This window comes from Globicatella sp. PHS-GS-PNBC-21-1553 (assembly GCF_033564055.1).
Taxonomy (GTDB): Bacteria; Bacillota; Bacilli; order Lactobacillales; family Aerococcaceae; genus Globicatella; species Globicatella sulfidifaciens.
This window is the reverse complement of sequence record NZ_CP085470.1, coordinates 751749-774233: the sequence shown is the minus strand read 5'-3', so window position 1 is coordinate 774233 and position 22485 is coordinate 751749. Positions and strand designations below refer to the sequence as shown.

The window sequence follows — 22485 nt, the reverse complement described above, 5'->3', positions numbered from 1 at the left end:
TAAGCTTAATTAAATTGAACGGTATTTTTGATAAAGCATTAAGGAGGACATTATGGCATTAGAAAATAATAACTATATCGCAATCAACTGGAATCAGATTGAAGATATGGTAGATAAATTAACATGGGAAAAGTTAACCGAACAATTCTGGTTAGACACACGGATCCCATTGTCTAATGATTTAGACGATTGGCGGACACTATCTGCTGCTGAAAAAGATATGATAGGCAAAGTTTTTGGCGGACTAACTTTACTTGATACTTTACAATCAGAAGATGCAATTGAGCGACTACGTCAATCAATTCGTACTCAACATGAGGAAGCAGTCTTAAATAATATTCAGTTTATGGAAAGTGTCCACGCAAAAAGTTATTCTTCAATCTTTAGTACATTGAATACTAAAGCTGAAATTGAATCGATTTTTAATTGGACAAATTCCAATGAAGTGTTACAATATAAAGCTGCTAAAATTAATGATGCTTATAAAAATGGAACGGATTTACAAGCGAAAGCAGCCAGTGTATTATTAGAATCATTTTTATTCTATTCAGGATTTTTGCACCATTGTATTATTTAGGTAACAATAAGTTAGCAAACGTAGCGGAAATCATTAAATTAATTATTCGTGATGAATCCGTTCATGGGACTTATATCGGCTATAAATTCCAATTAGGATTTGATCAATTATCCGAAGCAGAACAAGAAGAATTAAAAGGATGGGTTTATCAATTAACTTACGATTTATATCAAAACGAAGTGAAATTCACTCAAATGATTTATGATGCGATTGGATGGACAGAAAAAGTTAAAACATTTGTGCGATATAATGCAAACAAAGCGTTACAGAATTTAGGGTTTGATCCACTATTCCCTGATACAGCAGAAGATGTGGATCCAATTGTGATGAATGGTATCTCTACAGGAACCAGTAATCATGACTTCTTCTCTCAAGTTGGAAATGGTTATTTATTAGGAACCGTTGAAGCGATGGAAGACAATGATTATCATCAATGGATGAAGTAAAATATTTAATATAGTAATCAACGCCATTAGTGACTCGGATGTATTTTGAGTACTAATGGTGTTTTTTTAGATAAAGAGCATTTGGGCATAAGACGGTAGTATTCCTACAGACGATGTCGGTCAAGTTGGAGGTAGGCAGAACAGCAAACTTCCAATTTTCAACTTCTAGATCATCTCACTGAAATTGGCGTACAATTTACTTTCCTATAATAAAATCATGTAAAGTTAATGGGAATTCCAAAAATATTATGGAAAAAATACTATCTTTACTTAAATTTTACGACTTTTTTTCTTAGTTTAAATAGAGGGAATGTAAACTGAGAGTATCGAACAAAGTATTCAAGGAGTGTGAAGTATGCGTATTGCTTTAGTCACTGAGACTTTTTTTCCAGCAACCGATGGGATTTGTACCCGATTGGGACAAATGGCTCGGATCATGAAACAATTAGGCCATGAAATATTAATTGTATCCCCAGATTTGGGAGTAGACAATTATGATGGAATCCCCATCACTAAAATAGAAAGTGTGACGGTACCTTTTTACCCATCTAGACCATGGGCGCTACCTTCTAGAAAAATACGAGAAGTTCTTTTACAGTTTAATCCGGACATCGTTCATGCGGTGAATCCATTTTTGATGGTAACATCTGCGGTGTATTATGCTAAAAAATTACAGATTCCACTATTGACTTCTTACCATACGCATATTCCTCAGTACTTGGATCATTACAATTTACCATTATTAAAGCCTGCTGTATGGGAATATATTAAATTATGGCATACTGGCTCTGATATCAATTTGACTGTCTCAACATCACTACAAGTCGAATTACGAGAGCAAGGTATTCCCGTTGATGGCACGATGCCGAGTGGTGTGGACCTTTCAATGCGTAGTCCCAAATATTTTGATGAAGCATTATATCAAAAGTTAACTTTTGGTTTGAAAGACCAAAAATTATTGGTTTATGTCGGTCGCTTAGCATCAGAAAAAAGTCTCGATCAATTAAGAGAAATTTTTAATTATCGAGATGATGTTTGTTTATCTATCGTTGGTGATGGTCCCGAACGCGAAAATTTAAAAAAACTATTTGCAGGGACTAAGACGACATTTAACGGTTTTAAACAAGGTGAAGAACTGGCGACATATTTTGCAACGGGAGATGCCTTTATATTCCCATCGACCTCGGAAACATTTGGTTTAGTTATCTCAGAAGCGATGGCTAGTGGCTTACCAGTCATCGCAGCTAGTAGTGGTCCAACTTTAGAGCAAATAGAAGATAATGTTTCAGGTTTGGTTTATGAACCTGGAAATATTCAGAGCCTTCTTGAAAAAATAAATGTATTAGATTTACCATTACAAGTTAGAAGAATTAAAGTAACGGCATTAAGAGTTGCTGAAGAAAAGACATGGCTTAAAGCAAGTCATCTATTATTAGATTCCTATCGTCAGGCGATTGAATTGTCAGATGTTAAGTATGGCCGTATGCAGAAATTATCAAATTAGATCGAGATATTAAGTGAATTAAAGGCGATTGAACAGAGTGTTATGCAAACATACATCCTTTGTTAGATGAATTTAAATTGATTCGAAATATTGTTGATTGTTAAACGATTACTACTTTTTATGTTGCGATGTAAAAAACATCTGTCTTGTGAATAGATAGTACTTAATAGCAAATTCTATCGGTTAAAACGCTATGAGTGTTATAATGATAGAAATTAAATAAAAGTAGGTTGAAACCATGAAAAAACTTTTAAAAATTCTAGGCATTATCTTTGTGGGATTAATGATCACCATTATTTTGGGGTATTACAATTTTAGATATACTGCTGAAGATGTAGGTGTCAAAAATAATATGACACAGGATGAATATGGTTGGTTTGTTGATGTACCCAATGAACAAGCCACCATAATCATGTATCAAGGAGCTTTAGTTGATGCAAAAGCTTATTTACCATTAGCAGCCTCAATTGCGGAAAAAGGGTTTGATATTTATATAATGGATAGTTGGTTTGATTTACCTATTTTTGGTATCAATCAGGCGCAAAATATCATAGAACGCGAACAATTACAAAATGTTATCTTAATGGGACACTCTTTGGGTGGTGTCGTCGGGAGTCAAGTGGCATTGTCTAACTCCAATGTTGAAGGCGTAGTCTTATTAGCCAGTTATCCAGCAGAAGGGACAGACTTATCTAATAGCACCATGAAGGTCTTGTCTATCGTAGGCAATCAGGATCAGGTGATTAATCGAGAAAATTATGATAATAGTGAAATACGTCTACCAGCTACAACCCAGAAGGTGGTCATTGATGGGGGAAATCACAGTCAATTTGGGGATTATGGCTTTCAAAAAGGAGATGGCATCGCCACCATTAGTAAAGAAGCTCAATGGCAACAAGTTGCAGACGAAGTTTGTCAAATGTTTTCTAAATAAAAATGAGTGAAGTAGATGATGGCAGAAGTTAAACAATATTTTGAACAATAAACGGATGAAGCGTGACAAAAATTATTTCAGTATCGTGAAAGGATACTAGAAGCTGTGCCAGATTGAGAAGGACACGTCGCTTATGAAATATCAATATATCAGAAAGGAAAGAACTTGATTTATTTGGCTGCATTTAAACATCATTTAGGAATTTACCCAGGGAGAAAAGCGATGGGTCAATTTGAACAAGATTTGAAAAAGTTTAAAACATCTAAGGGCACCATATAAGTACCAATGGATCAAGTAGACTTGATGTTGAAAGAATTGTTACCAGCCGTTGTCATTGGATGTCGCTCAATTTTAAACGAGCAAAAATAGAAGTTTATATTTCGCTCATGATGTAAAAATGTCGTAAGTAGCTAATCTTGGATATTAGAAAGTCCCGTTAAGCTGTTTATTTTGAACGGGTTTTTTCGATTATCAAAAAATAAAATTTTTTGGACTGATTTTCGCCAAAATTTTCGAAAAAAAGTAAAAAAAGTATCAGTTTTGAACAGGTATCCAAGAGATGACAATTCAAATACAAAAAAAGCACAGTAGAAATTTAAGATATTACCGAACATATTGTGTGCATGCTACTCAAACTTATGAATAAAAATATGACAATAAAAACATGAGTTTTGTAAAATTGAGGCTATTTTAAGGACATATTTCAAGGTGTTTGTAAATTTTAAGTGGATTTAATGTTACAGAATGATTACAGAACGGCAAAATGAGCTGTTTTTTATTACACTTCAATAACAATAACAGACAGTAACGTTAAAGATGGCTTACAGTTTGCCTTATTTCCTGATATTCTCCTAATCTTATTGTAGAATAATACTGTGATAAGATTTTTGGGATTTTAATGCCCAATTTCTATAAAAGGAGAATTTATATATGAAGAAATCATTAAGAATAGCTGCGGCGACGATGTTAGCATCGACTTTAGCGTTTAACTTAAATACAGTAGGAGCACAAACTTGGACACATCGTTCAGTTAATCAAGTAAAAGAAACATTAGCAAATAATGAAGATGGCTTATATGTTATCCAATGGGGTGACACTTTAAGTACAATTGCTGAAGCAACAGGTCATTCAGTTGATCAATTAGCAAACTTTAATGCAATTGCGGATGCAGACTTTATCACAGCAGGCTCTGTATTATATTTTGATGATGCAAACCAAACAGTAACCTATGTAGATAATGCAACAGATCAAGCTTATACTTATGATTTAGTAGAAGAAACACAAGTTGTAGCTGAAGTGACTGAAGCACCCGTTGTTGAAGAAACCGTAGCAACAGAACCAACTTATTATGTTGATGAAACCCCTGAATGGGTTGAAACACCGGCAGTTGAAACAACAGAAGCAGTTGTTGAAGAAACAACCGCAGCGCCAGTAGTGGAAGAAACCGAAGCAGTTGTTGAAGAAACGACCGCAGCGCCCGTTGTAGAAGAAACCGAAGCGTTAGTGGAAGAAACAACCGCAGCACCCGTTGTAGAAGAAACCGAAGCGTTAGTTGAAGAAACGACCGCAGCACCAGTAGTGGAAGAAACAGAAGCAGTAGTTGAAGAAACGACCGCAGCGCCCGTGGCAGAAGAAACTGAAGCAGTAGTTGAAGAAACGACCGCAGCACCAGTAGTGGAAGAAACAGAAGCAGTCGTCGAAGAAACAACAACTGCACCGGCAACAAGTGGTGGCCAATACAACGAATATGGTGGTATTATCTCTGATGCCAAAGAGTGGATTGCCATGCGTGAATCAGGTGGTCAATATGAAATCTGGAATCCAACTCAAACATATTATGGACGTTACCAATTAACAGCATCATATTTAAATGGTGATTTTTCACGTGAAAACCAAGAACGTGTAGCGGATGAATATGTCTTAAACCGTTATGGTTCATGGGAAGCAGCATTAGTATTCTGGCAAGCAAATGGTTGGTACTAAGCGTATTTACCTAAAAATTTAATTTTAATAAAATCTGGTAGGATGATTGAGTTTTTATACTGATTATCCTACCTTTTTTGCTAGCTAAATTAGTTTACTAAAGATTCAGAAAAGGCTACAATAGACTGTAAGTATAAAAGGAGCGAAGAGTATATGACATTTAAATTAATAGAAACTAGATCATTAACTGATATACAATCAACCGGTAAATTGTATCAACATGAAGAAACCGGAGCCCAAGTATTACGCATTGAAAATGATGACCCTAACAGAGCTTTTACTATTGGGTTTAAAACACCACCTTATAATGACAATGGGATTGCGCATATTTTAGAGCATTCCGTTTTAAATGGCTCAAAAAAATATCCGTCGAAAGAACCTTTTGTAGAATTAATCAAAGGTTCTTTGAACACCTTTGTTAATGCAATGACCTTCTCAGATAAAACCATCTATCCTATTGCTTCGACGAATCAACAAGATTTTGAAAATTTAATGAGTGTTTATTTAGACGCTGTTTTTCAACCGAAATTATATACCGATAATCAAATATTACAACAAGAAGGTTGGCATTATCATTTAGAAAAACCTGAAGATGATTTAATCTATAAAGGGGTTGTCTACAATGAAATGAAGGGCGCAACGGCTTCAGCCGAGCAACGTCTTTACTTTGAAATTGTGAAAGCTTTATATCCAAATACTTTATACGCTTACGAGTCAGGAGGTTTGCCAAGTGCCATTCCTTCATTAACACAAGAAGAGTTTACTGAATTCCATCAAAAATACTATCATCCAAGTCAATCAATGACGGTTTTATATGGGGATTTAGATGATGACAAAGCGTTTAGTATGTTAGAAGAATATTTCGAAGGAGCAGGTAGAGACGCAGAACAAGTTGACCTAGCCATTGATGTACCTTTTGTCAAAAATGCTAATATTGAAACAACGTATTCGATTACCGATGGTGAAGATCCGACTGATAAAGATTATTTAGCTCTTGCTTGGCATTCGAATGTAGCGGAAGATATTTTAGAAGGCTTTGCTTTAGATGTCGTGATGGATGTGTTATTTGGAAATAATCAAGCGCCTGTAAAAAAAGCTTTATTAGAAGCGGGAATTGCTGGGGATATTAGTGCTGATCGTGATCAAATTGGCTATTTTAGCATGATTAATATTATCGCTAAATATACCTCTGTTGATAAACTAAAAGAGTTTGAAAACATCGTGATGAATGCTTTACAAAAGGTAGTAGACGAAGGTGTAGAAAAAGAATTAATTGAAGCTGCTTTAAATCAAATCGCATTTCGTCAAAAAGAGTTAGTTATCTCAGAAAGTAATCCGCGTGGTGTTTTATATGCGATGACAGCATTCCAAACATGGTTATATGATTTTAATCCGATGGATAATTTAGAATTTGATCGTTACTTGAGTGTATTACGTGAAAAATTTGAAAATGGTTATTTTGAAGAACTGGTTCAAATCTATTTATTAGAAAATGATCATCGCGCGACCATTTCATTAAAAGCCGATCCAGGATTAAATGATAGACAAGAACAAGCTTTACATGAATCCTTACAAGCGTATAAAGCAAGTTTATCTGAAGCTGAAATTAGTGAATTAGTAGCGACTACGCAAGCTTTAATTGAACGTCAAAGTACGCCCGATACCGCCGAAGATTTAGCGAAGATACCGGCTCTAGCTAAAGAGGATTTAACGACTGAAACGGAAGAATATCCTTTAGAAGTAGCGACTTTATCTAATGGCAATCAGTTCTATCATGCACCGCAATTTACCGCTGGTATTGACTATTTAGATATATTGTTCAATATTGAAGATTTTACTGCAGATGATTTTATTTGGTTAAACCTTTTATCACGTTTATTAGGTAAATTACCAACTAAACACTATTCAAGTAAAGAATTATTAACTAAAATTGATTTATACACCGGTGGTGTGGGTGGTGCTGTGCAAGTTTATGAACAAGAGGGCGACAATAAAGCTTATTTTGTTGTTCGTGGTAAAGCTTTAGAAGAGATGGATAATCATTTGATTGAGTTAATGCATGAATTGACCCTTCATACACAATTTGATGATGTTGAAGAAATCATTAAAATTGTACAGCGAGCGATTTCAGGTTTTGAGAATAAAATTGATTATCAAGCCCACGCTTTAGCTTCGCAACGTGCCCTAAGTCAAGTGAATGCAACAGCAAAATTAGCGGAAATAATAGGGGGTATTGATCAATACCGTTTCTTGAAAGATATTTTGAAACAACTTAAATCTGAAAATGCTCATCAAGTTGTAGAAAAATTAGTTTCTTTATACCGTCGCATTGGCAATCAAACACGTCTAAATGTCTTTTATATTGGGGATGAAGAACGTAAAGTTCATTTAGCTAATAAAATTGAAACAACATTCGCTGACCTTCCAACTGAAGCCATAGGAGCTAAACAAACGTATCAACCTGGTATTCAACAAAAAGAAGCATTTGTGACAGCTCAAGATGTTAATTATGTTGGATTAGCAGCGGTCTTACCGGAAGCGTTCAAGTTATCAGGAGAATACCATGTATTGGGCAAAGCCTTGCGTTATGATTATTTATGGAATAATATTCGTGTAAAAGGTGGCGCTTATGGAGCAATGTATAATTTAAGACGTAATGGTTCGTTGACATTAGCAAGTTATCGTGATCCTAATATTACTCAAACGCTTAATGTTTACCATGATATTCCACGTTTTATTGAACAGTTGGAAATTAATGAGATGGATTTATTGAAATATATGATTGGTACGATGAGTGATTTAAATCAACCAATATCAGCAGCTGACAAAGGGAACATGGCATTTGTTTATTATCATATTGGTGTCGATCAAGCGGAGCGTAAACAAATTAAAGAAGAGGTATTAGCGACCACAATAGATAAACTTCATCGTTTGCGAGCAACTTATCAGACCTTGTTACAAACCCCTGCGATAGCGGTGATTGGTAATAAAGCACAAATTGAAGCAGTGAAAGACCAGTTTGATGTTATTCACGAATTATATTGATGATTAAATAAATTGAATAGTCAACAACTTGCTTTATATTAAGTTTAAAAGATTTGCGGCTGTTTAGCACATCCGGTAAATTAAGTAAGTTAATAGAGAGCTCTTTGGGAGTGGCAAGTGAATTTTCTCTTGCCCACTCTTTTTTATTAGGGCGATTGTAAAATTAAATGAAACATACTTGCTTACTATTTACATCTTTAGCTATAATAAAATAGAAGACAAGTGAAGGAGTTATTATGAAAATCAATCGACAAAAAGTTTTAGTTTGGGGCTTAATTTTAGCTTCTATTTATGTTGTGTATCGTTATTGGGGAGTAGCTGAAGAAATATTAATGACGGTATTTGATGCTTCAAAACCATTTTTTGTGGGTGCGATGATTTCTTATATTGTCAATATCCTAATGGATGGTTATGAAAATTTGATAACGCGTTTTGTATCATTTCAACCAGTCTTAAAAATGAAACGGAATTTGAGTCTGTTTTTAGCTTATTTGACCTTTGCGATCGCTATTATCGTCATTTTGGGGATTGTCATTCCGGAGTTAATTCGAGCGGTTCAATCATTACTTTCAATTGATCCCAAAACGATTCAACAAATTTTTAAATCAATGGAAGATAATGGGATCATTAAACAAATCATTGGTTTAATCCAAGGTGATACGAGTGGGAATGTTGATATTGTTTCAACGATTACCGGGTATGTGCAACAAATTCTAAGCTCTATTGGGAATTTACTGTTAGGTATCTTAACATCAGCAACTGGTATTTTCTCGACAGTTATTAATGTGTTTATGAGTCTTGTTTTCTCTATTTATGTTTTAATTAGTAAAGATAAACTATCGGTTCAATTTACCAATGTACTAAAAGCGTATGTACCGGATTGGTATCAAACGATAGAAGCGACTATCGATGTGTTTAATCAATCTTTTAGAGGATTCATCGTTAGTCAAACAATTGAAGCGGTAATATTAGGTGGTTTGAGTTTTGTTGGCATGTTAGTTTTAAGATTACCGTATGCGTCAACAGTGAGCATTATGATAGGTAGTACTTCTTTGATTCCGCTGGTTGGGGCGTTTATTGGCGCCATCATTGGGGTAGTTTTAATTTTAACTCAATCGGTTTCACAAGCCTTTATCTTTGTGATTTTCATTATTGTCCTACAACAGGTTGAATCGAATTTGATTTATCCTCGTGTAGTAGGCGGTTCGGTTGGTTTACCTCCGATGTGGGTATTGGTTGCTATTTCAATTGGGGGTGCTATTGCGAATATATTCGGGATGTTTGTTGCGGTCCCAATAGCAGCAGCGCTTTATAAATTGTTCCGTGATGACTTACGTAAGCGACTAGCAAACCAAACACTGACTTAATCTATATAGAATAAAAAGGACTTTCATCAAAGTGATAAGCTAGCTGAAAAGCAAATACTGGCAAAAGTTTCTACAGCAGTATTGTCGATTCAAAAAGCATCTTACCAATGGTGAAAGTCTTTTTTGTAATTTTGGAAAATTTTAAGGGAGGGGATTAAAGTGAAACAAGTTGAGAAATATAGTTATCTTATATCCGGTTTATTATGGATTATTGTGGGGCTTTTTTTAATTATCGAAAAGCAATTATTTGTGGTGAACATCTCAATTTTATTTTCTAGTGTGTTGCTTATCATCGGGATTGGCCGATTGGCCAAAGTAGTTGTGCCTAAGCGTGAACGCAATTTTGAACAAAGGCTTGTTTTATTAATTACCGGTGCGAGTGATTGGGTGCTTGCCTTTTTGATTTATTATTTTCGATTAAGTTGGCCAGCATTTTTATCAAAAGCTATCGGTTATTATCAACTTTTCATAGGGGGGTCGCTATTTATTAGTTGGTTATTATTGAGGCGTGATCGCGTAACGGGACGAGTTAGCATTCTTTTGGCCAGTGTGATTAATTTAATTTGGGGAGTGGCCAGTATTGCGATAAAAAGTAGTGAGACAGTTGACGGCGTCGTAGCTAGATTAGGTTTTTATTTAGTTTTCATTGGGTTGACAATCTTGATGGATGCTCGGGACTATTATCTTTCGCAACGAACAAAAACAAGAGTAAAACGGCGAATTCGTGTTCCGCTACCGGTTATTTTTACAATCCTTTTACCTAAAAAAATGTTGGATAAGATTAATCACTTTATTCAAGAAGAATTATCGATGAGTGAATGGACCAGCCCAGAATTGAAGGAAACTGATAGACAGCCCGTTTTGAAAGTATTTATTCATGTGGGGGAAGACGGTTTTAATCAGATGGGGCATGTAGATTTAAGTTATAAAGGGCGCGTCTATGCCTATGGCAATTATGATATCGACTCTGAGAGATTATTAGGTGCAATTGGTGAGGGTGTATTATTTAGCTTAGATGATCAAGATTATATCGACTATTGTTTACAGGATAATAAAACGCTTTTTGAATATCGACTCGTATTAACTGCTGCTCAAGAAGTTGAGTTTGAAAAGAATTTAAATGATATTTTAAAGAATACTCAAGCCTGGGAACCTACTTCATCCACACAATTAGCCAGTTATCTGGGTAAAATGACCCAAAAATATAATGTGGATACTTTCAAATTCCAAAGCTCTCGCTACAAAACATATTTTGTTTTAGGGACGAATTGTGTGTTGTTGGCCGACCAATTGATTGGAGCCAGCGGCTTGGATATATTAGCCATGGTGGGGGTTTTAGCCCCAGGAACCTATTATGATTATTTCGAAAAAGAGTATCAAAAACCCAATTCCATTGTAGTCGGGAAAACCATTCACAATCCGGTTTTAAATGAATTAATGTTGCCATTATCCAATGAAAAACCTTAAGTATGGGAGTGGGCCAGAAGTAGAAAAATGAATAATTTTCGCTTCGTCGGCCTACCCCCGCACAGTTGGGAGTGGACTAGAAGTAGAAAATTGAATAGTTTTCGCTTCGTCTGTCCACCCCCGCACAGTTGAGTAGGCCTCAAACAAGTCGAAAGACACAGTTTGAGGCCACTCAACCACTGCGCTATAAATTAACGCACAATAACGTGATTGAATTTTCAAAGATTATACTCAGCTATCTTAAGACGCCATTTGAGACCACTCAACCACTGCGCTATTAATTAAGGAACAATAATCTTAACTAACATTTTCAAGTTTATGCCCAGCCTTCTTAATATAACAGTGCATATAAGAGGTAAAAGGAAAGAATACATTATGAATACACCAAGAAAGCTGATCGATTAATTTTTTGAACTGTCAAATTCAGCTAGAAATTTTTACCTAACACATAATACGATTGCTTTTTGTCTTGTTGATATTTAAATTGATTGTTCGAAAGTTATAAACAAGGCTGGCCTAAGTTAGAAATCGACTATCAATAGTGAAGTCCATAATATTGTGTAAAAAGAAAAATAAAGTAAAAAAATTTTAAGTATATTTTAAGTTCAGTTCATATACTTTCATTAGATTATTGAGTAAGGCTTTTATTCTCTCCCAACTAGTAATCGCCACTCAATAATCAAAATGGATTAACTCCCAAATATAGATGCCCAGTAGACCCCATACTATTGGGCTTTTTTGTTGTGTAAAGGAGCCTTTCAGTTTGTAATTATGGCACAAATTCGGTAAAATTTTAAGGGTACATAAAGTAGTATTATGGAGGATATTATGAAAAGCCAAGTAGAACATTATTTACCTTTTGATGAAATATTATTACCTGAACCTTATCGAGCAATTGAAATTCCGTCTTGGGAAGCGATCATTAATCCGGTAGTTCAAGGCGTTATTACATTTTATAATCATCAACATCAAACGAAAGAAACAGAATTAACGGATGAGATGGTTAAAGCTTTGGATAATCCTGAATTAAAAACAGTTCACCAAGTCAAACAATATGCGATGACTGCATTTCAAGAGAGAGAAAAAGAACGTAAATTTCAATTTGACATATTTCCTTATTTATTAGTATTTTTTGCGAATACAACTCAGACTGTGATTAATTCAGATGAGGAAGAAGCTTATTTCATCGCGATGACCGATAATTATAAGGAAGATGCAGAGAAAGCGGGAATTTCTTACGATGAATTTTTACAAAATAGTTTTGGTTTAACCTCAAAACAAGAAGAAGAATTGCGCGAGCGAATCCATGAATATTTTGTCTATAAATTGATTGCGATTGATCGCTTTGGTGAAGAGCATGGAGAGTTAGATATAGACAGCTATGACGCTTATATCCAAGAACAGGTATTGCTTCAGGGTGTGGATGAAATTGATTTGCGTGAACGCCTGCCATTTAATGTGTTTCAAGATATCTATCCTGAAATAGTATTAACAGAAGAATTGAAAAATTATTTTAAAGATCAAATTATTTTCAAAATTGTTTCAGAAGCATAATAAAGTAATCATTGACGAGATGATAAGTGTTAAATATTTTCTAGACGGTTAAATTTGCTGAGCTGATTGATATTTTAGTAAGTTTGCCATTAGAGTACGAGGTCGAGTAGGAAATGAGTTTCTTGCCTGACCTCGTTTTTGTGTCAAATAACGTCTATTTTACATTATTACTGTTAAAATCGGTCTCATAAAATTGTTTCAGGTCATTGAGAAATCATTATCAAACGAGAGATAAAGAGCGTAGTTATAAAACCATGATAACAACCAATCCTGTTTTCCTGATCAATTAGTATTATAACTTAAAATTCGTCAAGAAAATAAAGGTTTAGATGGTTCGATAAAACGAGAACTTAATGAGGGAGTGGGGAAGAAGTAGAAAATCAGTTAATTTTCGCTTCGTTTGCCCACCCCCGCACAGTTGGGAGTGAACCAGAAGTAGAAAATCAATTGATTTTCGCTTCGTTTGTTCACCCCCGCAAAGTTGAGTAGGCCTCAAACAAGTAGAAAAACGCAGTTTGAGGCCACTCAACCACTGCGCTTTTAAATATCGAGCAATAACTTGATTGAATTTTTTATGCTTATACCTAAGTCATCAAGGCGCAGATTGAGGCCACTCAACCACTGCGCTTTGAATTAAATAGATATTCCTGAACAGAATTTAAAAAGTCTTTGCCCAGCCTCACCGTATTCTGATATAATTATTGTCAACATAATAAGAAAGAAGGAATCAATGATGGATATCAACGAAAAAATCCTGAAACTCCTAGAACGTGACAGTCGTTTAACTCACCATGAAATTTCAGTGTTATTAGGCGAAGACGAAGCGTTCATTACCAAAACGATTAAAGAATTAGAAGAGAAGAATATTATTTGTGGTTATACTACTTTAGTGAACTGGGAAAAGACGAACAGTGATATGGTTTCGGCGATTATTGAACTACGAGTAAATCCCCAAAGAGGGCAAGGTTTTGATCGGATTGCTGAAAAAATTTATAATTTCCCAGAAGTCAAAGCCATGTATTTAACTTCCGGTGGCTATGATTTCTTAATTGAAATGCAAAAAGCACCGATTCGTGAAATTGCGAATTTTGTTTCCTCTCGTTTATCCATCATTGAAGAGGTGCAATCAACGGCTACTCATGTTATTTTGAAAAAATATAAAGATCATGACACCCTATTTATTGAAAAAGAACATGATAAAAGGGAGTTTATTTCATGAGAAGTTTTCTAAATCAAAAAGTACAAGCTATTAAACCGTCCGGGATTCGTCGTTTTTTTAATTTAGCAAATGAAATGGAAAATGTTATTTCATTAGGTGTAGGAGAGCCCGATTTTGATACACCATGGCATGTACGTGATGAAGGAATTTATACGGTTCAGAAAGGACGTACCTTCTATACAGCCAATGCAGGTTTATTAGAATTAAGAACCGCAATAGCTGAAAATATTTTTCGTTTACAAGGTGTAAAATATAACCCTGACACACAAGTATTAGTGACCGTTGGTGGCAGTGAAGCGATAGATTTGGTTTTTCGGGCAACGATTGAACCGGGAGATGAAATCATCTTTACAGAGCCTTGTTATGTGTCCTACTTGCCAACGATTGAATTAGCGGGCGGCGTTCCGGTGGCTATTCCATTAAAAGAACAGAATCAATTCCGTTTAACTCGAGAAGAGTTAGCGGCGGCTATCACTGATAAGACCAAAGCACTCGTTTTATCCTTTCCTAATAATCCGACTGGGGCAGTCATGGCAAAAGAAGACTTAGAAGCAATTGCCGATTTAATAATTGAGCATGATCTTTTAGTGATTACGGATGAAATCTACGATCGCCTTACCTATAACGAAGATGAAGAACATGTCAGTATCATTCGCTTACCTGGAATGGCTGAACGTACGGTTTACATCAATGGTTTTTCTAAAGCTTATGCGATGACGGGCTGGCGTTTGGGTTACTGTGCTGGTCCTGAAGAAATTCTCCAACAAATGACCAAAATCCATCAATTTACCATTATGGCAGCTCCTACCATGAGTCAGTATGCCGGTTTAGAAGCTTTGCGTTCAGGTGAACAGGATGTTCTAGAGATGCGCGAAAGCTATAATCAACGTCGCCGTTATTTATTATCTGAGTTCGAACGTCTTGGTATTCCCTGCTTTGAACCTTTGGGGGCTTTCTATGTCTTCCCCAATATTTCGCAATTTGGCATGACTTCAGAGGAATTTGCGATGGATTTACTCCATAAGAAACAGATTGCGGTCGTACCAGGTACCGCCTTTGGGGATAGTGGAGAAGGCTTTGTTCGTATCTCTTATGCTTATTCCATTGCCGAATTAAAAATTGCATTACAACGTATCGAAGAATATATTATTGAAATGAAAGGGAATCAAAATTGAGTAAATTACCATTAAGAACCGAACTACCTGTTACAGAGACATGGGACTTAAGCTTATTATTTAAAAATCAAGCTGAATACCTAGCGGCTGTTGCAGAAGTGAAAGCGTCAGTGACTCACTTTAAAGAACAATATCAAGGGAAATTAACGAACGAGACCATCATTATTGAGTCATTAGCTAATTTGGAACAAATTAAACGTCAATTGTCAAAAATTTATGGTTACGGATCTTTAGGATATGAAGCGGATAAGTTGAACGCTGATAACGAAGAAAACTATCAAAAATTGCCTGCGCTAAGTGAATTTGTGGGTGCCACTTTATCTTTCTTTGATTCAGAATTGTTAAGTTTAGAAGAGAATGTCCTTCAAGCGGTGATGAAGTCCGATGAGGGAGCGCCGTATCAATATTATTTACAAGCCTTATTACGTGAAAAACCACATCGTTTATCAGCTGAAGTGGAAACTGTGTTAAGTAGCTTAGAAGGGACCTTATCTAGTCAATACCCACTTTATTTGACCTTAAAATTCCAAGATTTAACTTTTGATGATTTTGAAGCAAATGGCAAGACTTATCACAATAGTTTTGTTTCATTTGAAAATGATTACGAGAGCCATCCTAATCAAGAGATTCGTCATGCAGCGTGGGCTTCATTCCATAAAGGATTAGCGACCTTCCAACACACCGCTGCCGCAAACTATATTAATCATGTTAAAACTGAGAAAAAAATGGCAACACTTCGTGGTTTTGATTCCGTGATTGATTATTTATTATTTAGTCAACAAGTGACCCGTGAAGCGTATAATCGACAGATTGATGTGATTATGTCAGAGTTTGCACCGGTAATGCGCCGTTATGCACGCTTATTACAAAAGGAACAAGGATTAGCTTCGATTAGCTTAGCTGATATTAAAATGCCCTTTACCCAAGAAGAGCCTCAACATATTTCGATTGCTGAGGTGCGTAAAATGATGGAAGAAGTCTTCGCGGTATTTGGTGAAGAGTACTTATCGATTGTAAAAAGTAGTTTTGATGAACGTTGGATCGATTTTCCAATGAATCAAACGAAATCAACCGGTGGTTTCTGTTCGCCAGTTTATGATGGCCCGGGCTATATTTTATTAAATTGGAATGGGTTATTAAGCGAAGCATTAGTTTTGGCGCATGAATTAGGCCATGCGGCTCATTTTGGCTTAACTTATGATCGTCAATTAATGATGACTCCAGAAGCAAGTTTATATTTTATCGAAGCACCTTCAACAGCCAATGAAGTGATTACTTGTCAATATTTATTAAATCAGCCTCTAGAAGCTGCTCAAAAACGGGTCTTAATTACAGAGTTTATTGCACGTACTTACTTCCACAATATGGTAACTCACCTATTAGAAGCCGATTTCCAACGGAAGGTTTATCTGGCAGTTGATCAAGAAGAAGTCTTAAATGCCGAAAAATTAAATGATTTCTTTAAAGAGACCTTAGAACAATTCTGGGGTGAAGAGGTCGTGATTAATCCTGGTGCAGAATTAACTTGGATGCGTCAACCTCATTATTTCATGGGCATGTATCCCTATACGTATTCAGCTGGATTAACGGTTGGGACACAAATTGGCCAACGCATTGCTAATGGGGAAAGAGATGCCATCGAAAGTTGGTTAGCTGTTTTAGCAGCTGGTGGTACATTAGGGCCATTAGAATTGACGGCAAAAGCAGGTGTTTCAATGGAAAATGCGGATGCATTGCGCAGTGCGATTCAATACGTCGATGGTTTATTAGATCAAGTGGAAGAGTTAGAAACACAAAATTAGCTTGAAAAGTTACCACAACTCTTTATCTAAAATCGAATCATCATCACAAAAAGATATTTTTGATAATCAATGAGGAAAGTGAAAATACTATTTAAAGACAGATAAACAACTGGGGAAAAGTCTTATAAATAACCGAGGAGTATTAAAAAAAGTGTCCTATCCCCATAAATCAGGTCTTTTGATTCAATTTTTTTAGCGGCTTTTCGCCTGTATTGTACAGGTGATAGGCCGCTTAATTTTAGGGTATTTCTGTCTTAAGGACTTGTTTGACATTTACTTAACGGTGCTGGGCTGCCAACCGAAGTGAAAATCATTGTTTTTTTACTTTATGCCATTCTTAAGATAAATGAATTCACATTGTTAGCCTAAGTAAAAATACGAACAAATATTCAATTTACATTATTTTCACAATAATTAAATAGTAATCAATAATCATTTGTTTTATAATGAAAAGCTGGAGTGAGTTTCAAAGCGAAATTTGTTTGTGAAAAGCACGTAAATTCTAGCATTAATTACTGTTAATTTTCTACAAATATAGTATTCTATAGTTGTATGTAGATAGAAGGAGTGAATTTAATTGACCGAAACAGCAATCCAGTTTTGGAGTGGACTCAACACGATAGGTGGCAATATTATTAGTTTACAATATAAGAACTATCGTATCATTACAGACTTTGGTGCAATGGTAGGGGCTAATGTAGATGATTTACTCAATCATAGCTTGACCTCACAATTATTAAAAGAAGAAAAATTACCTAAAATACCAGGTCTTTATTCAAAACAAGGATTAAAAGATGTCGAATTGGAATCATTTGAGGATAGCGATGTGGAGACGATTATTTGCTTGTCTCATTTACATCTCGATCATTTAGGGTCATTTGGTCAACTTAGTTCTACCATACCTATCTATGCTTTAAAAGACTCGGTCGAGTTTTATGGGCATTTAAAAGAAAATGAATTATTACCTTCGTATGATGTTGATTGGCACCCGGTTGAAGACTTTGGTACGATTCAACATGGTCCTTTTATGATTCAATTTATTCCGGTTGATCATGATACTTTAGGTGCGGCGAGTATTTTTATTACAGCTCCTGATGTTAAGGTGATTTACTCGGGGGATTTTCGCTTATCAGGCTTCCATCCGGAAAAAGTACTGACCTGGGCACAAAAAGCGCGAGCATTTGATGCAGACATTTTATTAATCGAGGGTACGACTTTCAGTCATGTGGGGGCAGAGCCAAGCGAAGCGGATTTAAGAATCGAACAAATGACCCGTAATTTAATGGCTAAAAATGAACAACAATTACTGACGAGTCTCAAAAAGGAAATGGCTAAAGCGACTGATAAATTAGTGGCTTTTAATGGCTATCCTCAAAATATTACGAGATTGATCCGTTTTGCGAGAATCGTCAATGGCCATGGCCGTCAATTAGTCTTAGATAAACGTTATTATCAGTTAATGAAAGCTTATTTAATTCAACCGTTAGCTATGACGTATATTGGTGAAGGTGGTATCACCATTGAACAGATTAATGAAGCCCCTCATCAATACGCTTTGCAAGTCGATATTGAAGATTTAACAGCACTATTCGCAGTGAAACCGGGCCTTTATTTCCATTCAAATGGCATGCCATTAGGGAGTTACGATCCGACTTATGAACCGTTTGTCCGTCGTGTGGTGGATTATGGATGGGAATTTGTGTTAGCGAATGCGGGAGGACATGCGTCCCCGAACGATTTATTATTAGTGAATCGGGTAATTAAACCGAAACTAGTGGTGCCTTGGCATACTTACCAAACTAAACTTTATGGCGAAGCTATTGCAGCCCAAGGACAAAATGTTTGGTGGCCATCATATAATAAAACTTATTATTGGTCGCAACTTTCGGAAAAATTAGGAGCAAAAAATGAAAAAAATTAGTTTTTTGATGACAAGTGATACCCATGCTTTTTGGTTAAATCGCTTGACACATCCAACAGCAAATTTATTTAATACAGCAGGTACCATTGAAGCTGTTCGTCAACAACGTCAACATCCAGTCGTCACCATCGATTTAGGCGATTTTATTCAAGGCTCTTCCTTTGCTACTTATTGTAGCCAAGAAGTAAAAGATGGCAGTTGTTTTGCGCGTGCCATGAATGCCTTGAACTATGATTTCCAAATCATTGGGAATCACGAATTTAATTATGGACCAGACTATCGAGATAGTATCTTAACGAAACTTGATTCACAAATCTTATTAAGTAATATTGTTCGTGAAGCAGACGGTCAACCGTTTATTGGTCAACCGTATCAAATCATTGAACGAGAGGGTGTTAAAATTGGCGTAATTGGCGTTACGACCCATTACATCCCCATTGGGAATTACCTAAACATTATGAAGGATTAATCTTTTTAGATGCATTTGAGACAACCAAAAAGTATGTGGCTGAATTACGTCCATTAGTGGATGTGGTAGTGGTTGCTTATCATGGAGGATTTGAAAGTGACCTCGAAACATTCTCACCTTTAGAAGAATGGACGGGTGAAAACCAAGGGGCTAAGATGTTACAAGAAATTGAGGGCATTGATGTATTGCTAACTGGTCATCAACATCGGGTTATTAACCAACAAGTGAAAAATACCTGGACCGTGCAACCGGGTCATGCTGGTGAATTTGTCGCGGAAGTGATTTTAGAATTAGATGAGCAACATCAAATTATCCATCGTGAAGGCTATTTACATGAGACAGCGCAATATCCAGCTTTAGATAAATTACGGCCACAATTGGAGCCGCAATTATCAAATGGCCAAGCGTGGTTGGAGACAGTTTTAGGCCATGCACCTATTGTGCAACCGACACATGATATCTTTTTAGCGCGTGTAAATGGGCATCCATTTTTAGAATTATTGAACCAAGTTCAATTACAAGTAACGGGTGCTGATTTTAGTGGTATTGCTTTAGTTAATGAGCATTTTGCTGATTTTCAAGGCGATATAACGAATGAAATTCTATTAAAAGCTTATCCTTATTATAATTTGATTACCAAAATAAAATTAACGGGTCAAGAAATATATGAGGTCATGGAATACAATTTAGAATACTTTGAATTGGATGCGAATGGACAAATGATAGTCAATCCGGAATACATTTCTCCTAAACCACGCCATTATAATTATGATATTTATTCAGGTTTTAAAACAATCGTTGATGTCTCCAAACCCAAAGGACAACGAGTTATTGAGTTGATTGATGAAAGAACCAATCAGCCTTTAGAAAAAGAGCGGCTTTATCAGTTGGCCGTCACTCAATACCGTGCGGTTGGTGGGGGCGATTATACCATGCTGACTCAAGATAAAATAGTTGAAATAACGCAATATGATATTGCGTCTGAATTGGTAAAAGCATTAAATACCTTTGATGAAAAGAAATGGGATACGATTAATCAACATTTTCAACATATCGAATGGTTAAATCAGAAAAAATGAATACAGATGAGGTGTAATTGTGCAAGTTAGATTTGAAAATGTCACCATGCAGTTTGAAGATAAAAAGGTCCTCGATAATATTAGCTTTACCTTGCCTAGTCATGAATTGATTTCTTTTTTAGGCCCTTCAGGTTGTGGAAAATCAACCACTTTATATTTGATTTCAGGATTATTAACGCCTACTTCAGGAAAGATTTATTTTGATGATTGCGACGTCACTAAGTTGGATCCAGTAAAACGTCAAGTCGGATTAGTTTTTCAAAATTATGCCTTATACCCTCATTTGACAGTGTTAGAAAACATTATGTTTCCATTAATGATGAGCAAGATGCCGAAAGCCAAGCGAATCGAAATTGGAAAAAAGATGGCAGCTTTAACACAAATTGACGATCAACTTGATAAATATCCACGTCAATTATCGGGTGGGCAACAACAACGGGTAGCCATTAGCCGGGCTTTGGCGAAATCTCCGTCGGTCTTATTGATGGATGAGCCATTATCCAATTTAGATGCGCGTTTGCGAATTGAAATGCGTGAGGAAATTCGTCGTATTCAACAAGAAACAGGTGTAACGACTGTGTTTGTAACCCATGATCAAGAAGAAGCGCTAAGTATTGCGGATAATGTGATGGTCTTAAATCAAGGTGAAATTCAACAAAAAACAGATCCCGTTACTTTATATAAAGAACCTAAAAATCTTTTTGTGGCGAAATTCATCGGTTCACCCGTTATTAATACTTTTACTAAAAATTCACCTTCTTTAAATCATGAGGCATGGCTATTTGATCATGAATGGGAAACGATTGGGATTCGTTCTGAGCATTTTACATTAGGAAGCGCAGAAGATTATTTACTACAAGCAACGGTTGAGAGAATTGAACATGTGGGGAAAGATATTACGACGCATATGATATTCGAGGGTGAATCCTTTACGGTTACCGATTTAGATTTAGATGTAACAGAAGGTAGCTTGGTGTACTTAAAAGTTGCACCAGAAAAAATAATGTTTTTTGATAAGACAACTGCCAGAGTTGAGGTAGTGAATCATGAATAAAAAACCGACGCTAAAAAGCACCTTACAAGCATTGCTTTATTTGGCACCGATGTTAACATTTATTGGTATTTTTACCATTTATCCTATTTTTAAATCAGTGGCGATGAGTTTTTATACTAATTTTAATTTGTTTACGGGTGAAGTTAAATCGCGAGGATTGGAAAACTATCAAATCGTCCTCAGTGATCCTAAATTTCATCAAGCTCTAAAAAACACGTTTATTTATGTTATTGGGGTCGTACCAACGAGTATTTTTATCTCATTGATGATCGCGTTAATGTTAAATAGTATTCCGTTTTTAAAAGGTTTCTTTAGAACCGTTTATTTCTTGCCTTATGTGACCAGTACAGTGGCCGTTTCGGTGGTGTGGAGTTGGTTGTATCATTCACGCTATGGTTTCTTTAATTATATTCTTAGCTTATTTGGAGCAGATGCCGTCAACTGGTTAAATTCACCTGATAATGCGTTGCCGGCCGTGATGATTATGGCGGTATGGAAGAGTTTAGGTTTTAATATTTTACTATTATTAGTAGGTTTAGGTAATATCAATGAGAATTACTATAAAGCCGCTAAAATTGATGGGGCGAATGCTTTTAATCGCTTTATGAATATCACGATTCCCTTATTAAGACCGACTTTATTTTTATTGTCGACCTTAGGGGTAATCAGTGGTTTTAAGGTGTTCGACGAAGTCTTTGCTTTATTCAGTGGTAGACCTGGACCCGCAGGATCGGCAACCACTTTGGTTTACTATTTATTTGAAAAATTCTATGTGAAATTCAAATATGGTCAAGCAGCAGCGACCGGTATTATTTTGTTCTTGATTGTTTTGGTCATTACTATGGTTCAAAATGCCGGCAACCGCTACTTTGAAAAGAGGGGTGGCTAA

The 22485-nt window shown here is 35.9% G+C and carries 16 protein-coding genes and 1 pseudogene; 16 read left to right on the top strand and 1 reads right to left on the bottom strand.

Annotated elements, in window-relative coordinates; all coding sequences use genetic code 11:
- The first annotated feature begins 52 nt into the window (after window positions 1-52).
- The 7 genes and pseudogenes from nrdF (at window position 53) to LB888_RS03465 (ending at window position 11323) form a co-directional block, all read left to right on the top strand.
- Window positions 53-1023 (top strand): annotated as a pseudogene (nrdF, locus tag LB888_RS03495) (class 1b ribonucleoside-diphosphate reductase subunit beta).
- A gap of 355 nt (window positions 1024-1378) precedes the next feature.
- Window positions 1379-2527 carry a glycosyltransferase family 1 protein gene (locus LB888_RS03490; protein ID WP_318753639.1) on the top strand — a complete coding sequence of 383 codons (1149 nt, stop codon included), beginning with the start codon at window positions 1379-1381 and terminating at the stop codon, window positions 2525-2527.
- Window positions 2528-2765: 238 nt separating this feature from the next.
- Complete coding sequence (locus LB888_RS03485) at window positions 2766-3461, top strand: alpha/beta family hydrolase (protein ID WP_318753638.1); 696 nt, start codon at window positions 2766-2768, stop codon at window positions 3459-3461.
- A gap of 930 nt (window positions 3462-4391) precedes the next feature.
- Window positions 4392-5444 (top strand): LysM peptidoglycan-binding domain-containing protein, encoded by a 1053-nt coding sequence (locus LB888_RS03480; RefSeq protein ID WP_318753637.1) that lies wholly within the window; start codon window positions 4392-4394, stop codon window positions 5442-5444.
- Window positions 5445-5597: 153 nt separating this feature from the next.
- Window positions 5598-8489, top strand: a complete 2892-nt coding sequence (locus LB888_RS03475) for an insulinase family protein (protein ID WP_318753636.1) — start codon at window positions 5598-5600, stop codon at window positions 8487-8489.
- Window positions 8490-8725: 236 nt separating this feature from the next.
- Window positions 8726-9856, top strand: a complete 1131-nt coding sequence (locus LB888_RS03470; RefSeq protein WP_318753635.1) for an AI-2E family transporter — start codon at window positions 8726-8728, stop codon at window positions 9854-9856.
- Window positions 9857-10015: 159 nt separating this feature from the next.
- Window positions 10016-11323 carry a hypothetical protein gene (locus LB888_RS03465; protein WP_318753634.1) on the top strand — a complete coding sequence of 436 codons (1308 nt, stop codon included), beginning with the start codon at window positions 10016-10018 and terminating at the stop codon, window positions 11321-11323.
- 51 nt (window positions 11324-11374) lie between these two features.
- On the opposite strand, the gene LB888_RS03460 is transcribed toward LB888_RS03465, so the two are convergent.
- Window positions 11375-11545 carry a hypothetical protein gene (locus LB888_RS03460; protein WP_318753633.1) on the bottom strand — a complete coding sequence of 57 codons (171 nt, stop codon included), beginning with the start codon at window positions 11543-11545 and terminating at the stop codon, window positions 11375-11377.
- Between the two features lie 606 nt (window positions 11546-12151).
- On the opposite strand from LB888_RS03460, the gene LB888_RS03455 reads away from it, so the two are divergent.
- The 9 genes from LB888_RS03455 (at window position 12152) to LB888_RS03415 (ending at window position 22485) form a co-directional block, all read left to right on the top strand.
- On the top strand, window positions 12152-12877 hold the full coding sequence (locus tag LB888_RS03455) for a hypothetical protein (protein WP_101812907.1): 726 nt from the start codon (window positions 12152-12154) through the stop codon (window positions 12875-12877).
- Between the two features lie 730 nt (window positions 12878-13607).
- A complete protein-coding gene (locus tag LB888_RS03450) occupies window positions 13608-14096 on the top strand; it encodes an Lrp/AsnC family transcriptional regulator (RefSeq protein WP_318753632.1) in 489 nt (162 codons plus the stop codon).
- Window positions 14093-15271 carry a pyridoxal phosphate-dependent aminotransferase gene (locus tag LB888_RS03445; protein WP_318753631.1) on the top strand — a complete coding sequence of 393 codons (1179 nt, stop codon included), beginning with the start codon at window positions 14093-14095 and terminating at the stop codon, window positions 15269-15271. Before LB888_RS03450 ends, LB888_RS03445 begins: the two co-directional genes overlap by 4 nt.
- Window positions 15268-17073, top strand: a complete 1806-nt coding sequence (gene pepF / locus LB888_RS03440; RefSeq protein WP_318753630.1) for an oligoendopeptidase F — start codon at window positions 15268-15270, stop codon at window positions 17071-17073. The genes LB888_RS03445 and pepF overlap by 4 nt, the downstream gene beginning before the upstream one ends.
- Before the next feature lie 577 nt (window positions 17074-17650).
- The gene (locus LB888_RS03435; RefSeq protein WP_318753629.1) at window positions 17651-18994 is read left to right on the top strand and encodes an MBL fold metallo-hydrolase; all 1344 of its coding nucleotides are present in this window, start codon (window positions 17651-17653) and stop codon (window positions 18992-18994) included.
- Window positions 18981-19463 (top strand): metallophosphoesterase, encoded by a 483-nt coding sequence (locus tag LB888_RS03430; protein WP_318753628.1) that lies wholly within the window; start codon window positions 18981-18983, stop codon window positions 19461-19463. Before LB888_RS03435 ends, LB888_RS03430 begins: the two co-directional genes overlap by 14 nt.
- 35 nt (window positions 19464-19498) lie before the next feature.
- On the top strand, window positions 19499-20542 hold the full coding sequence (locus LB888_RS03425) for a 5'-nucleotidase C-terminal domain-containing protein (RefSeq protein WP_318753627.1): 1044 nt from the start codon (window positions 19499-19501) through the stop codon (window positions 20540-20542).
- 19 nt (window positions 20543-20561) lie between these two features.
- Window positions 20562-21596, top strand: coding sequence for an ABC transporter ATP-binding protein (locus LB888_RS03420; RefSeq protein WP_318753626.1), 1035 nt, complete (start codon window positions 20562-20564; stop codon window positions 21594-21596).
- The gene (locus LB888_RS03415) at window positions 21586-22485 is read left to right on the top strand and encodes a sugar ABC transporter permease (protein ID WP_318753948.1); all 900 of its coding nucleotides are present in this window, start codon (window positions 21586-21588) and stop codon (window positions 22483-22485) included. The genes LB888_RS03420 and LB888_RS03415 overlap by 11 nt, the downstream gene beginning before the upstream one ends.